The sequence below is a fragment of the Mesorhizobium sp. M4A.F.Ca.ET.022.05.2.1 genome (genome assembly GCF_003998845.1).
Taxonomy (GTDB): Bacteria; Pseudomonadota; Alphaproteobacteria; order Rhizobiales; family Rhizobiaceae; genus Mesorhizobium.
This window is the reverse complement of sequence record NZ_RZOJ01000009.1, coordinates 20,356-34,720: the sequence shown is the minus strand read 5'-3', so window position 1 is coordinate 34,720 and position 14,365 is coordinate 20,356. Positions and strand designations below refer to the sequence as shown.

Below are 14,365 nucleotides of genomic sequence, written 5' to 3'. Positions count from 1 at the left end.
AGCGGTTGACGTTCAGATTAAAGCCTGTGTCGCCAACTGGTCAAATTATTTATCCAATTCGTTCGGTTTGGTCCGGTTCGGCGTCGCCGCCCTATATCGCCTTCAGCTAAACTTTGCCGTTTGCGTCTCCCGGCGATTGGTCCTAGAGGACGCCGATACACGCAGGGTCAAGAACAGGGGGACCGGCCGTGTCGGACGAGACGTCCAATCTCGAATTCCAGCCACGCGCCCAGGGCAGCGTCATGGGTTTTCCGGCGCATGGAGGGCGCTCCGGCGCGCTGGGCGAGGTCCATGCCAGGCCGCATCCGCTGATCGAGAAGCCGCGCGTGCTGATCCAGCTTTCCTTCATGACCGAAGGCGGCTCCGGCGTCGACCACGCGGTGCTTTCGGAGATGTCGCGACGCCTTGGCATCGCCGCCCCCGACCGCCAGGCCCGCCACCATGCCATGAAGTGGGGCAAGGGCTCGTTGCGCTGGGAACGGCACACGGAATTCTCGACCTACCTGTGGGAAGGGCCGCTTGCCGAAAGCGCCGGATCGCAGGAGGATTCGCCTTTTGGCAACGGGTTTTCGCCGCCGGGCACGGTCATATCCGGGATCAGGCTCGAGATCCGCAAATGGACGCAGGCCAGCGAAAGACTGATCGCCGATTTCGACCCGACCAGCCTGTGCTACTCGCTGGTCGGGCGCGGCAATGCCGCCATTGTCACGGACTTCCGCCAGGACGGCGACGGCCTGACACGCATGCTGGTGCTCGATCGGGGCCTGACGCCGGCCAGCACCGGCGCGCTGTCGCAGCGGCTGATCGACATCGAGACCTACCGGACGCTGGCCATGCTCGGCCTGCCGCTGGCGCTGACGCTCTCCGGCCGCGCCCGCCGCATCGAGGACCGGCTGGCGCAGACCACGCTGGAAATGAAGGGGGCGGAGACCCGGGACAGCCAGACGCTGCTTGCCGACCTGACCGAGCTGGCCGCCGAATTGGAGGCGGATGCCGCCTCCAGCCTCTATCGCTTCGGCGCCAGCCGCGCCTATGACGGCATTGTCGTCGAGCGACTCGAGGCATTGGAGGAAGAGCCGGTGTCCGGCTACGACACCTGGGCCGGCTTCCTGCAGCGGCGCATGGCGCCGGCCATGCGCACCTGCCGCTCGGTCGAGGAGCGGCAGGCCAACCTGTCGCGCAAACTCACCCGGGCCACCACGCTCCTGCGCACCTGGGTCGATGTCGAGGTCGAGAAGCAGAACCGCGACCTGCTGGCCTCGATGAACAACCGCGCCCGCCTGCAACTGCGCCTGCAGCAGACGGTCGAAGGCCTTTCCGTCGCCGCCGTTTCCTATTACGTCGTCGGCCTCATCTCCTATCTCGCCAAGGGCGCCTCGATCTTCGGCCATGCCTTTGCGCCCGAAGTCGTCACCGCCGCCGCGGTGCCGGTCGCCATCCTGCTTGTCTGGTGGGGCGTGCGCCGCGTGCGGCGCATGCACTCCGAGCCGGCGAAACATCCGGGAGAATAATCTCCCCCTTGAGGGGAGATGTCTCCGAAGGCGACAGAGGGGGTCGCCTCGCGTGGGGCGCCGACGCTCTTCGCGACGTCAGACAGCGTTGGCATTTCACGCGCTAGGACCCCCTCTGACCGCTTCGCGGCCATCTCCCCCTCGAGGGGGGAGATTAGGGCGCAGCGGCAGATTGCCGCTGCGGAAGCGTCCGGCACTCGATCTCGATCAATGCAGAGTTTGCAACTGACGCGCTTCACTGGTAAAAGATTTTGACCAGTAAAGCGAAGAGGCAGCCCATGCCCGGCCTTGCCATGCCGAAGCCAGATGCCGCCACCATTCGCCGGCGCGCCGAGATCGTCGCCGACATGCGCATCATCGTGCCGGGCGAGGGCGTGGTCGACACGGCCAATGAAATGCGCGCCTTCGAGAGCGACGGTCTCACCGCCTACCGGCAGTTGCCCCTGGTCGTGGTGCTGCCGGAAACGGTGGCGCAGGTCTCGCGGGTGCTCAAATACTGCAACGATCGCAACATCCGCGTCGTGCCGCGCGGCTCCGGCACATCGCTCTCGGGCGGCGCGCTGCCGCTCGAGGATGCCGTGCTCCTGGTCATGAGCCGCTTCAACCGCATCCTGGAGATCGACTTTCCCAATCGAGTTGTCGTCGCCCAACCGGGCGTCACCAATCTCGGCATCACCACCGCCGTCGAGCAGGAGGGCTTTTATTACGCCCCTGATCCATCCTCCCAGATCGCCTGCTCGATCGGCGGCAACGTGGCGGAGAATTCCGGCGGCGTGCATTGCCTGAAATACGGGCTGACCGCCAACAATGTGCTGGGCATCGAGATGGTCTTGATGAATGGCGAGGTGGTGCGGCTGGGCGGTCGGCATCTCGACGCCGAGGGCTATGATCTGCTCGGCGTCATGACTGGCTCCGAGGGCCTGCTCGGCGTCGTCAGCGAGGTCACCGTGCGCATCCTGAAGAAGCCGGAGACGGCGCGCGCTCTCCTGATCGGCTTTCCGACCAGCGAGCAGGGCGGCCAGTGCGTCGCCGACATCATCGGCGCCGGCATCATCCCCGGCGGCATGGAGATGATGGACCGCCCGGCGATCCACGCCGCGGAGGATTTCGTCCATGCCGGTTATCCGCTCGACGTCGAGGCGCTGCTGATCGTCGAGCTCGACGGACCGGGCGTCGAGGTCGACCACCTGATCGGCCTCGTCGAGGCGATCGCCTACAGGAACGGCTCGACCACCTGCCGCATCTCGCAGTCGGAGCAGGAGCGGCTGAGCTTCTGGGCCGGCCGCAAGGCGGCCTTCCCGGCGGTCGGCCGCATCTCGCCCGACTATTACTGCATGGACGGCACCATACCGCGCAAGGAACTGCCGCGCGTGCTCGCCGGCATGCGCGACCTGTCGGAGAAGTACGGGCTCGGAGTCGCCAACGTCTTCCACGCCGGCGACGGCAACCTGCACCCGCTGATCCTCTACGACGCCAACGTGCCGGGCGAGCTGGACAAGGCCGAAAGCTTCGGCGCCGACATCCTGCGCCTCTGTGTCCAGGTTGGCGGCGTGCTGACCGGCGAGCATGGCGTCGGCGTCGAAAAACGCGACCTGATGCCGGAAATGTTCAACCAGGTCGACCTCGACCAGCAGATGAGGGTCAAATGCGCCTTCGACCCCAACCACCTGCTCAACCCCGGCAAGGTCTTCCCGCAGCTCCGCCGCTGCGCCGAGCTGGGGCGGATGCATGTGCATCGCGGGCAGGTGGCGTTTCCGGACATTCCGAGGTTTTGATGGGGGCCAATTTCGCATGACGGCGCAGGAACGCGGCCTATCTCCGTCTTGGGCTACGCCCGAGCCACCTCTCCCCCGCTTTGCGGGGGCGAGGAAAGGCGCTCTCCGATGACAACCTTCACCCCAATCTCATCCGCCGAAGTCCTCTCCACCATTCAATGGGCTGCAGCGGAAGAGGCGCCGTTGGAGATCCTCGGGCATGGTTCCAAGCGCGGCATCGGTCGTCCGCTGCAAGCGGAACACACGCTCGGCCTGTCGAAGCTCACCGGTATCACCCTCTACGAGCCAGCCGAATTGGTGCTGTCGGCCAAAGCCGGCACGGCGCTTGCCGAGATCGAGAGGCTGCTTGCCGAGAACGGCCAGCAATTCGCCTTCGAGCCGATGGACTATGGCCGACTGCTCGGCGGCGAGCCGGGCAAAGGCACGATCGGCGGCGTGCTTGCGGCGAATCTGTCCGGCCCGCGCCGGCTGAAGGCTGGCGCGGCGCGCGACCACATCCTCGGCGTCGGCGCCATCTCGGGTCGCGGCGAGGCCTTCAAGTCCGGCGGCCGCGTCGTCAAGAACGTCACCGGCTACGATCTCTCCAAGCTGATGGCGGGAAGCTGGGGCACGCTCGCCGTGCTCACCGATGTCACCTTCAAGGTGCTGCCGGCGGCGGAGACCGAGGTGACGCTAGCCATCCGCGGCCTGCTCGACGATGCTGCCGTCGCGGCCATGGCGCTCGCGCTAGGCTCCAGCGCCGAAGTGTCGAGCGCCGCGCACCTGCCTGAGCGCATCACAGCGCGCGTCGCTACCGGCAAGCATGGCAGCGATGCCGCGACGCTGCTGCGCGTCGAGGGTTTTGGCCCTTCCGTTGTCTATCGCATCGAGGCATTGAAGCAGCTGCTTGGCAAAGCAGGGCCACTGGAGGAGATCGCCGGCGAGGCGTCGAAGGCTATCTGGCGCGATATCCGCGATTGCATACCCTTCGCCGATGGCGGCGCGAGACCGGTATGGCGTGTGTCGATGGCGCCGTCGCAGGCGCATCACATGGTGATGGCCCTGCGCATGCAGGCGGCGGTCGACGCTTTCTACGATTGGCAGGGCGGTCTGGTCTGGCTGTCGATGCGCGAGAACGATCCCGAGGCCGACCTGCTGCGCGGCCTGATCCGCAAGCATGGCGGCGGCCACGCGACGCTGGTGCGCGCCGCACCCGCGCATCGCGCCGCTCTGCCGGTGTTCGAGCCGCAGCCACCGCATCTGGCGGCGCTGTCGGCGCGGCTGAAGGCCGAGTTCGACCCCAAGCATATCCTCAACCCCGGTCGAATGGCGCCGGGTTCCAGCTCTGCTACTCTGGCCCGATCATCGGAAGGAGCAGTACAATGAGCAACATCAATCAAGGCCCGGGCGGCGGACCGCGCCAGACCGATCGCTGGCTGGAGCCAGGTTCGACCAACGCCCTGGTCATCTATATTCTCTATCTCGCGGGCCTCGTCATTGGCGTCACCGGCATTGTCGGCATCGTGCTTGCCTACATCAACCGCGGCAAGGCTGGCGGCTTCGTCGAAAGCCACTACACCTTTCTGATCAGGACCTTCTGGATCGGTTTGCTCTACGCGCTGATCTCCGTGGTCCTTATGATGCTCGTGATCGGCTTCCTGCTGATGTTTGCCGCTGCTGTCTGGTTCATCGCCCGCTGCATCCTCGGGCTGCAGGCGCTGCAGCGCGGCGAGCCGGTCAAGAACCCGCAAAGCTGGCTCCTCGGACAATAGGACTCCCCGGTGCAGACCAACTTCTCAGCCGCCCAGCTTGCCGATCCGCACGTCGCGGAATCGGAAAAGATCCTGCGCAAATGCGTGCATTGCGGCTTCTGCACCGCCACCTGCCCGACCTATGTGACCTTGGGCAATGAGCTGGATTCGCCGCGCGGGCGGATTTATCTCATCAAGGACATGCTCGAGAACGGCCGGCCGGCCGACAAGGAGATCGTCACCCATATCGACCGCTGCCTGTCCTGCCTCGCCTGCATGACGACATGCCCTTCGGGCGTCAATTACATGCATCTGGTCGACCATGCTCGCGCCCATATCCAGCAAACTTACAAGCGGCCGCTGCTCGACCGGCTGACGCGCGCCATGCTGGCTTTCGTGCTGCCCTATCCCTCGCGCTTCCGTGCGGCATTGAAGCTGGCCGGGCTCGGCAGGCCGTTCATCGGCCTGTTCGAAAAGCTGCCGGCGCTAAAGCCTGTCGCCGCCATGCTCAGGCTTGTGCCATCCTCGATCCCGGCGGTGTCGGCAATGGCCTTGCCTGGCGTGCACGCCGGGCAGGGCACGCGCAAGGGCCGCGTTGCCATCCTGACCGGCTGCGCGCAGTCGGTGCTCGATCCGGCCATCAACGAGACGACCATCTCGCTGCTGACAAGGCTCGGCGTCGAGGTGGTGGTGCCGGAAGGCGAGGGCTGCTGCGGCGCGCTCGTCCACCATATGGGCCGCGAGGAGGCAGCCCTTGCCTCGGCGAGGCGGAACGTCGACGCTTGGACGCGCGCCATCGACCAGGGCGGGCTCGATGCTATCGTCATCACCGCATCGGGCTGCGGCACCACGATCAAGGACTACGGCTTCATGCTGCGCCTCGATCCGGCCTATGCCGAAAAGGCCGCGCGGGTCTCGGCGCTGGCCAAGGACATCACCGAATATCTGGCCGGTCTCGACCTGCCCGAACCGCTGCGCAAGCCCGGCACTGTCGTCGCCTATCATTCGGCCTGCTCGATGCAGCACGGCCAGAAGATCACCCGGCAGCCGAAGGAGCTGCTGGCCAGGGCGGGCTTTGTCGTGCGCGAGCCGCGCGAAGGGCATCTTTGTTGCGGCTCGGCTGGCACCTACAACATCCTGCAGCCCGAGATCTCGGCAAAACTGCGCGACCGCAAGGTGAAAAATATCGAGGCGACAGGCGCCGAAATCGTCGCCACCGGCAACATCGGCTGCATCACCCAGATCGCCTCCGCCGCGAAACTGCCGGTGGTGCATACGATAAAACTGCTCGACTGGGCCTATGGTGGCGAGCCGCCCAAAATGAGTTGACCACGCAGCGTTTGCCGAGGACGATGCGGCGATGTCCAATCCACGACTGCAAGATATTCAAACCGCAGTTCGTCTTCTAACAGACCTGTCGCGTTCGACGTTTCAGGGTCGCTATGCCGACTGCGAAGCCATTATCGCCCAACACTTGAAAGACGGATCGGCGTTCCTGCTTGAGCTGATCAAGGCGGCTGTGGAAGCGGGCGTTCACCAGGTCACTCTGATCGAAGACGCGGTTTCGTTCCTCGACGATGCGGACTTGGCCCGCCTGGCATTTTTCCTCCAAAGCGCAGCAAGCCGCGGGACGGATGTCGAAGACTTGTTGTCTCACGCTTTGCTGCAGGCTCCAGACTTGTTTCCAGACGCCGCGCTGGCGACCAGTTACGATTTTGCGGACTGGCAGCAGCATACCGATCTGCGGTCAGCCCCAGCGTGCAAACATTTTATCTTCGAAGGGGGTTCTCCGAGCGACTCGCCCTTTCCGACGCGCCGCAACCACCCCACTTGGCATCTGCCGACCACCGGCGGACCACTTGCGGTTGGCGGCAGAGGTTCGGCGACATGTCCAGTCTGCCGGCAGAAATTGACTCACTTGGTTACACTGGACAGTTCTGAGGAGAAGTCTGTTCCTGGGCTTTCCATCGAAACCTGCGCGAACTCTCTCGAGCCGACCTATTATTCGCACGATGCCGAGGGCAGGCCGACGCCCATTGGCCCATTTCATTCCGATGATGGTTCCGCAATCGAGCCGGCTTCGCTTGTGAGCACCGTGCGCGTGGCGGCCACGCCGCCACGCTGGCTCAGACAGTCCTATGGAATAAGCAATTCGCGGCAGAACCTGTTTCGGCTCGGCGGACTGCCGTCCTGGGTCCAAGGACCGCAGTTCCCGCTGGTTCCTGGAACGGATCGGGAAATGAAATTTCTGCTGCAGTTCGACTCGCTGGCCGGCTTCTTCTGGGGCAGCGGCGGCATGCTTTACGTCTTCTGGGACGAAGAAAGCCGGATCACATGCCATGTGTCGCAGTGGACCTGACGACAGCAGTTACTCCGCCGCGAGCTTGTCCGCCACGCCGTAGGTCGCCTGGTAGAGGGCGCGCTGGCGGCTGAGCGCCACCATCGTGTTGCGCAGCAGGATCGCCACCGTGATCGGGCCGACGCCGCCCGGCACCGGCGTGATCCAGGAGGCGACCTCCTTGACGCTGTCGGTGTCGACGTCGCCGACGATGCGGGTCTCGCCGTCCGGTCCGATCTCGGAATTGATGCCGATGTCGATGACGGCGGCGCCCGGCTTCACCATATCTGCCTTGATCAGGCGCGGCTTGCCGACGGCGACGAACAGTGCGTCGGCGCGCCGCGCGTGTGCTGCCACCGAACGCGTCATGTGATGGCAGACCGTCACCGTCGCGCCCTCGCTCATCAAGAGGAAGGCGATCGGCTTGCCGACGATCTCGGAATGGCCGACGACGACCACCTCGAGCCCCTTGAGGTCGAGGCCGGTCTCCTTCAAGAGCTCGACCGAGGCGGCCGCCGTGCAGGGCGCCAGATCGAGCTGGTTGTAGACGATATTGCCGATCGAGGCCGGATGCATGCCCTCGACGTCTTTCAGCGGATGCACCGCCGCCTGCAGCGTCTTGATCGGGATGTGCACCGGCACCGGCCGCTGGATGATGATGCCGGTGACGCGTGGATCGGCATTGAGGCCGTGGATCGCGGCCTCCAGTTCGCCGGCGGTGATGTCGGCGGCAAAGCGCCGCTCTTCGAAGCCGATGCCGGCCAGTTCCGCCTTGGCGCGCTGGTTGCGCACATAGACATCGACTGCGGCGGTGTCGCCGACGGTGATCGACACCAGCTTTGGCGGAAACCCCTCGGCTGTGGCGATCGCGGCGTCCTCGCGCACGGAGGCGATGATGCGCTGGGCCACCGGCCCACCCTTGAGATAGCGGCTGTCGTCGGACCGGGACATGGCTGACCTTTGGTGTCGGGAATTGTGCGCTGCAATAGCAGAGGCCGTCCGGGAAATCAGCCCCCGAAAACGAAACGCTCTGCCTTCAGCGCGACGCGTTTTGCCTCGAAAGGCGAAAGGGCAGCGCGGTTTCCCGCGCTGCCCTTTCGTGACCGGCCGCATCCCCACACGGCCCGTCCCCCGTTAACTCGTTGCCAGTCTAAGCACGTCTCCCGAATATGCGCTATGGCTTGGGAGCAACAGCTGGCGCCAAAATTAGTCGGCGCTGCCTGACCGATAGATTCGCAGTCCCTATATCACCACCACCGTCGTTCCGACATTGACGCGCTCGTAGAGGTCGACGACGTCCTCGTTGCGCATGCGGATGCAGCCGGAAGATACGGCGCCGCCGATCGTCCATGGCTGGTTGGTGCCATGGATGCGGTATTCCGTCGTGCCGAGATAAAGCGCACGGGCGCCCAGCGGGTTCTCCTCGCCGCCGGCCAGATAGGTCGGCAGATAGCGGCCCTTGGCGGCCTCGCGCTTGATCATCACCGCCGGCGGGCGCCAGTCCGGCCAGACGCGCTTGTCGGTGATCTTGTGCGTGCCCGACCATTCGAAGCCCGGCTTGCCGGTGCCGACGCCGTAGCGCCGCGCCTTGCCGTCCTTCTCGACCAGATAGAGGAAATTCTGGTGCGTATCGATGACGATGGTGCCTGGTTTCTGCGGCCCGTCGAACGCGACTTCCTGCGGCAGGTAGATCGGGTTGATCTGCGGCCGCATCGCCGTGCGCCGGGCCGGCTGCTGCACCGCCGCCGTGCGCTGCTGGTCGGGCTGGACCTGCAGATAGCGCCGCTGCGGCTGCTGCACCATCTGGCGGGTCTGCCGCACGATGCCCGGCGCGCGGCCAAGCTGCAGCACCCAGGGCGCCGAAAGGTCGGGGCTCACCATCACAGGTGGCCTTTCGGCATAGCGGTCATCGGCATTGGAGGCGGTGGCGCCGGCGGCAAGAACCGCCACGGCACCCAGCAGGGAAACCAAGACTGTCTTCATCGGAACGCACCTTGATCGTCGAACGGACGGAGGCGCGAACTTGCCCCCGGTTGCGCGATCCTTGGCGCGAAGCGGCAACCGAAACATGAATCGGAATGCGTAAAATGCCGATGTGTCAGTAAACCTTTTGGTGTGGTTACCGGCCGGTTCAGGAATCTGGTAAAGCCACGGTAAAACAGGCGCCGAGGCGCATTAACGAACGGATTTCTGGCAATGGGAACTGAAAATGCCGGCCTGCTCGACGGCCCCGACGGCAAGGCGCGCTGCTTTTGGCACGGCAATCTGCCGGACTATATGCACTACCACGACCGCGAATGGGGCCGGCCGGTGGTGGACGACCGGCGGCTGTTCGAGAAGATCTGCCTCGAAGGCTTCCAGTCCGGCCTTTCCTGGCTGACCATCCTGCGCAAGCGCGAGAATTTCCGCGAGGCCTTCGCTGGCTTCGACTTCGACAAGGTGGCTCAGTTCACCGACAAGGATGTCGAGCGCCTGCTCGGCAATGCCGGCATCATCCGCCATCGCGGCAAGATCGTCTCGACCATCAACAACGCCAAACGGGCGCGCGAAATGGTTGATGAGTTCGGCTCGCTGGCGGCCTGGTTCTGGAAGTTCGAGCCGGGCGCGGGCGAGCGCCCGGAGATCGTCGACCTTGCCCATCTGCGCGCCAATCCGACGACGGCGGTCTCGGTCCGCATCTCGAAGGAGCTGAAGAAGCGGGGCTGGAGCTTCGTCGGCCCGACCACCGTCTACGCCTTCATGCAGGCGATGGGCCTTGTCAACGACCATCTCGAAGGATGCGTCTGCCGCAACGCAGTGGAAGCGGAGCGGAAGAGGTTCAAACGGCCGAGGTAGGACCTTCCTTCTCCCCGTTCCACGGGGAGAAGGTGCCCGAAGGGCGGATGAGGGGCAGCGCCCGCCTGCGAGACTAGATGCCGCTGGCGCCGGTGAGGAACAGGCCGGCGACGATCGCCGCCAGCGCGGCGAAAGCCGGATAGATCACCAGCAGGCCGGTCATCAGCGCATCACGCATGGATGAGCCCCGGCGCGGATCCACCTCGAACGGCCCGGCTGCCTGGCTCACCGTCACGGGCGCCTGGTGGTCGGCCGGGCGCAGCCGGATGGGCAGTTCGCGCGTGCCGCCGTTGATGGTGTCGAATTGTCCCGTGGTGCTCATAGCCCCGAACTCTTTGTTTTCGGTGCGCTTTATCGACTGCGATTGTGTCGACACGATGCCGCGCCGATGGCGGAATTGTTTCCTTTTGGCGCCGTTTGTTTCCGTGAAGGTGCAAACCCTTGCCGCTCCAAGCCGCATGGGCTAGGACACGCGCGCCCGCAACCAGCCAGCATCTATCGAACGAAAAGACCCCATCCCATGGCCGACAAATCGGAAAAGACGAAAGCGCGGCTGCCGCGCGGGTTTGCCGACCGCGGCGCCGATGACATCCGCGCCGTCGAGAAGATGATGGCCACGATCCGCGGCGTCTATGAGCTCTACGGCTTCGAGCCGGTCGACCAGCCGATGATCGAATACACCGACGCGCTCGGCAAATTCCTGCCCGACCAGGATCGGCCGAACGAAGGCGTCTTTTCCTTCCAGGATGACGACGACCAGTGGCTGTCGCTGCGCTACGACCTGACCGCGCCGACGGCACGCTTCGTCGCCGAGAATTTTGACAAGCTGCCCAAACCCTATCGCAGTTACCGCTCCGGCTGGGTGTTCCGCAACGAGAAGCCCGGCCCCGGCCGCTTCCGCCAGTTCATGCAGTTCGACGCCGACACGATCGGCACGCCGGGCGTCGCGGCTGACGCCGAGATGGCGATGATGATGGCCGACGTCATGGAAGCGCTCGGCATCAAGCGCGGCGACTACCTTATCCGCGTCAACAACCGCAAGGTGCTCGACGGCGTGCTGGAGGCGATCGGCCTCGGCGGCGACCAGAACGCCGGCCGCCGGCTCACCGTGCTGCGCGCCATCGACAAGCTGGACAAGATCGGGCCGGAAGGCATCGCGCAGTTGCTGGGAACTGGTCGCAAGGACGAAAGCGGCGACTTCACCAAGGGCGCCGGCCTCGATCGCAAGGCGATCGTGACGGTGCTCTATTTCATGAACTACGAGCCGGGCGGCGCGGCCGGTGAGTGGCGTAAGCTCGAGGTTGCGGCCGACATCTCGCCGAACGCCGCCCAGGTCCGCTGGCTGAAGACGCTGGACTATTTCGCCGACACCGGTCGCGAAGGCGTCGAGGAACTGGCGGCGATCGCCGCCATGGTTGACGCCGCGGGCTATAGCGGCCGCGTGCTCATCGACACGTCCGTCGTGCGCGGCCTGGAATACTACACCGGCCCCGTCTTCGAAGCCGAGCTGCTGGCCGAAATCCCCAACGAGGACGGCCAGATCGTGCGCTTCGGCTCGGTTGGCGGCGGCGGCCGTTATGACGGGCTGGTCTCGCGCTTCCGCGGCGAGCCGGTGCCGGCGACCGGCTTTTCGATCGGCGTCTCCCGGCTGATGACGGCGCTGAAGAACCTCGGCAAGCTCGACATCTCCGACGTCATCGCTCCGGTCGTCGTTCTGGTCATGGACAAGGACACCGAAAGCCTCGGCCGCTACCAGAAGATGGTGGCGGAGCTGCGCGCGGCCGGCATCCGTTCGGAAATGTATCTCGGCGGCGCCGGCATGAAGGCGCAGCTCAAATATGCCGACCGCCGCGGCAGCCCGGTCGCCATCATCCAGGGCGGCGACGAGCGCGCCAGGGGTGAGCTGCAGATCAAGGACCTGATCGAAGGCGCCCGCATGTCGGCCGAGATCGCCGACAACGCCGAATGGCGCGCCGCGCGGCCGGCGCAGGTGACGGTGGCGGAGAGCGAGTTGGTTGCCGAGGTGAAGAAGATCCTGGCGGCTCAGTCTGCCGACCGCGCGAAGGGTGGCGCTTGAACACCCCCCTCTGTCCTGCCGGACATCTCCCCCTCAAGGGGGGGGATTGGATGTCCCGTGTGGTTTCGCAAATCTCCGGTGTTGGAGTAAGGGTGCGGCGCTCGAAGCTGCCGATCTCCCCCCTTGAGGGGGAGATGGCCGGCAGGCCAGAGGGGGGTGCCTCGCGCCCAACCTATCCATGATCTCCCGCTACCCCGCCATCGCCGCCGACATCGCCAAGCTCTTCGCCGCGCGTGACACGCACGCGGTCGAGGTCGCCGTGCTGCAGCCGGCCGATCCGTTCCTCGACATGGCCGGCGAAGACCTGCGCCGCCGCATCTTCCTCACCGAGAGCGAGACCGGAAAGACGCTGTGTCTCAGGCCCGAATTCACCATTCCCGTCTGCCTGGACCACATCGCCAGCCAGGCGGGCACGCCGCGCCGCTATTCCTATCTCGGCGAGGTGTTTCGCCAGCGCCGCGAGGGCGGTAACGAGTTCTTCCAGGCCGGCATCGAGGACCTCGGCGATCGCGACACCGCCGCCGCCGATGCCCGCTCGCTGGCCGACGCGCACGCGCTGCTGACGCTGGCGCTGCCAGGCCAGGCGCTGGCCGTCACGCTTGGCGACCAGACCGTCTTCGAGGCGGTGCTGGCAGCCCTTGGCTTGCCGCGCGGCTGGCGCATGCGGCTGGCGCGGGCCTTCGGCTCGGCGCCGATGCTGGAGGCGGCATTGGCCGACCTCGCCAACCCGCCGCGCAACAGCCAGCTTGCCGGCTCGGTCGCGACGCTGGTGCTCGACGGCGACATCGAGGGCTTGTCGGCGCACATCGCCGGCGGCATGGAAGAGGCAGGCCTGTCGGCTTCCGCCGGGCGCTCGCCCGCGGACATTGCGCGGCGGCTGATCGAGAAGGCCGAATTGCGCAGCGTGCGGCTATCGAACGAGGCGTTCTCGGCCTTGAAAGGGTTTCTGGCGATCGATGTGCCGCTCGATGGCGCACCTCAGGCCCTCGAAAGCTTCGCGGCCTCTGCCGGTCTCTCGCTGGGCGCGGCGCTGGACAATTTCGCCGCTCGCGCCAGGACGATCGAGGCGCATGGCCTGCCGGTTGCCGGCATTCGCTATGACGCGGCCTTCGGCCGTCCGCTCGACTACTATACCGGACTTGTCTTCGAGATCGCGGCTGAAGGCGGCGACAGGCCGCTGGCCGGCGGCGGCCGCTATGACCGCCTGCTGACGCTGCTCGGCGCGAAGACGCCGATCCCCGGCGTCGGCTTCTCGGTCTGGCTCGACCGCATCGAGGCGCTGCGGGAGAAGGCCGAATGATAACGCTCGCTCTCCCATCGAAAGGCCGGTTGAAGGAGCAGGCGCTGGAGGTGCTGGCCAAGGCCGGCCTCACCGTCAGCCTGCCCGGCGACGAGCGCAAATACCGCGCCCGCATCGAGGGCATGGAGGCCGTCGAGGTCGCGTTTCTCTCCGCGTCGGAAATCGCCGGCGAGATCGGCCAGGGCTCTGTCGACCTCGGCATCACCGGCGAGGACCTTTTGCGCGAAAACCTGGCCGACTGGGAAGCGCGCGCCGAGATCGTCGCCCGTCTTGGCTTCGGCCATGCCGATGTCGTGGTGGCGGTGCCCGACATCTGGCTCGACGTCGAGACCATGGCCGACCTCGACGATGTCGCCGCCGACTTCCGCCAGCGCCACGGCAGGCGGCTCCGGATCGCCACCAAATACTGGCGGCTCACCCAGCAGTTCTTCTCGCTCAAGCACGGCATCCAGGTCTATCGCATCGTCGAGAGCCTCGGCGCCACCGAGGGCGCGCCGGCGCAGGGGCTGGCCGATGTCATCGTCGACATCACCACCACCGGTTCGACACTGCGCGCCAATCACCTCAAGGTGCTGGCTGATGGCGTGGTGCTGCGATCGCAGGCCTGCCTTGTCGCCTCCAGGAAGAAACGCACAGCCGCCGATGAGGCGCTCTTGCGCGATATCGGCGCGAAGATGAGCGCCCTTCCTCCCCCTTGAGGGGAGGGTGCCTCGCCAAGCGAGGCGGGTGGGTCGTCTCACGTCGAGCAGGCCCCCTCACGTCCATCCGCCGTCGGCGGCTGTCCACCCTCCCCTCAAAG

At 65.8% G+C, this 14,365-nt stretch carries 13 protein-coding genes; 10 read left to right on the top strand and 3 right to left on the bottom strand.

Annotated features, from left to right (window positions below):
* Window positions 1-188 precede the first annotated feature (188 nt).
* The 6 genes from EN745_RS02435 (at window position 189) to EN745_RS02410 (ending at window position 7,375) form a co-directional block, all read left to right on the top strand.
* Complete coding sequence (locus EN745_RS02435; RefSeq protein WP_126056409.1) at window positions 189-1,511, top strand: DUF3422 family protein; 1,323 nt, start codon at window positions 189-191, stop codon at window positions 1,509-1,511.
* 278 nt (window positions 1,512-1,789) lie between these two features.
* Window positions 1,790-3,286: an FAD-linked oxidase C-terminal domain-containing protein gene (locus tag EN745_RS02430; protein ID WP_126056408.1), complete on the top strand. Its 1,497-nt coding sequence runs from the start codon at window positions 1,790-1,792 to the stop codon at window positions 3,284-3,286.
* A gap of 108 nt (window positions 3,287-3,394) precedes the next feature.
* Window positions 3,395-4,651: an FAD-binding protein gene (locus tag EN745_RS02425; protein WP_127420453.1), complete on the top strand. Its 1,257-nt coding sequence runs from the start codon at window positions 3,395-3,397 to the stop codon at window positions 4,649-4,651.
* Window positions 4,648-5,037, top strand: coding sequence for a DUF4870 domain-containing protein (locus EN745_RS02420; RefSeq protein WP_126056406.1), 390 nt, complete (start codon window positions 4,648-4,650; stop codon window positions 5,035-5,037). The genes EN745_RS02425 and EN745_RS02420 overlap by 4 nt, the downstream gene beginning before the upstream one ends.
* 9 nt (window positions 5,038-5,046) lie before the next feature.
* Entirely contained in the window at window positions 5,047-6,345 is a 1,299-nt protein-coding gene (gene glcF, locus EN745_RS02415) for a glycolate oxidase subunit GlcF (RefSeq protein ID WP_127420452.1), read from the top strand.
* 31 nt (window positions 6,346-6,376) lie between these two features.
* Complete coding sequence (locus tag EN745_RS02410; RefSeq protein WP_127420451.1) at window positions 6,377-7,375, top strand: hypothetical protein; 999 nt, start codon at window positions 6,377-6,379, stop codon at window positions 7,373-7,375.
* 9 nt (window positions 7,376-7,384) lie between these two features.
* Here EN745_RS02410 and EN745_RS02405 read toward each other — a convergent pair whose 3' ends face one another.
* Window positions 7,385-8,305, bottom strand: coding sequence for a bifunctional 5,10-methylenetetrahydrofolate dehydrogenase/5,10-methenyltetrahydrofolate cyclohydrolase (locus tag EN745_RS02405; RefSeq protein ID WP_127310603.1), 921 nt, complete (start codon window positions 8,303-8,305; stop codon window positions 7,385-7,387).
* Between the two features lie 291 nt (window positions 8,306-8,596).
* The gene (locus EN745_RS02400; RefSeq protein ID WP_127420450.1) at window positions 8,597-9,337 is read right to left on the bottom strand and encodes a L,D-transpeptidase; all 741 of its coding nucleotides are present in this window, start codon (window positions 9,335-9,337) and stop codon (window positions 8,597-8,599) included.
* 213 nt (window positions 9,338-9,550) lie between these two features.
* Here EN745_RS02400 and EN745_RS02395 point away from each other — a divergent pair, with 213 nt between their 5' ends.
* A complete protein-coding gene (locus tag EN745_RS02395; RefSeq protein ID WP_127420449.1) occupies window positions 9,551-10,189 on the top strand; it encodes a DNA-3-methyladenine glycosylase I in 639 nt (212 codons plus the stop codon).
* Window positions 10,190-10,262: 73 nt separating this feature from the next.
* Here the strand turns inward: EN745_RS02395 and EN745_RS02390 are convergent, their stop codons facing one another.
* Window positions 10,263-10,511, bottom strand: a complete 249-nt coding sequence (locus tag EN745_RS02390; RefSeq protein WP_126056400.1) for a hypothetical protein — start codon at window positions 10,509-10,511, stop codon at window positions 10,263-10,265.
* A 198-nt stretch (window positions 10,512-10,709) separates the two neighbouring features.
* Between EN745_RS02390 and hisS the strand changes: the two genes are divergently transcribed.
* The 3 genes from hisS (at window position 10,710) to hisG (ending at window position 14,264) form a co-directional block, all read left to right on the top strand.
* A complete protein-coding gene (hisS, locus tag EN745_RS02385; RefSeq protein WP_127420448.1) occupies window positions 10,710-12,266 on the top strand; it encodes a histidine--tRNA ligase in 1,557 nt (518 codons plus the stop codon).
* Window positions 12,267-12,444: 178 nt separating this feature from the next.
* On the top strand, window positions 12,445-13,566 hold the full coding sequence (locus EN745_RS02375) for an ATP phosphoribosyltransferase regulatory subunit (protein WP_127420447.1): 1,122 nt from the start codon (window positions 12,445-12,447) through the stop codon (window positions 13,564-13,566).
* On the top strand, window positions 13,563-14,264 hold the full coding sequence (gene hisG, locus EN745_RS02370; protein WP_126056397.1) for an ATP phosphoribosyltransferase: 702 nt from the start codon (window positions 13,563-13,565) through the stop codon (window positions 14,262-14,264). Before EN745_RS02375 ends, hisG begins: the two co-directional genes overlap by 4 nt.
* Window positions 14,265-14,365: the final 101 nt, after the last annotated feature.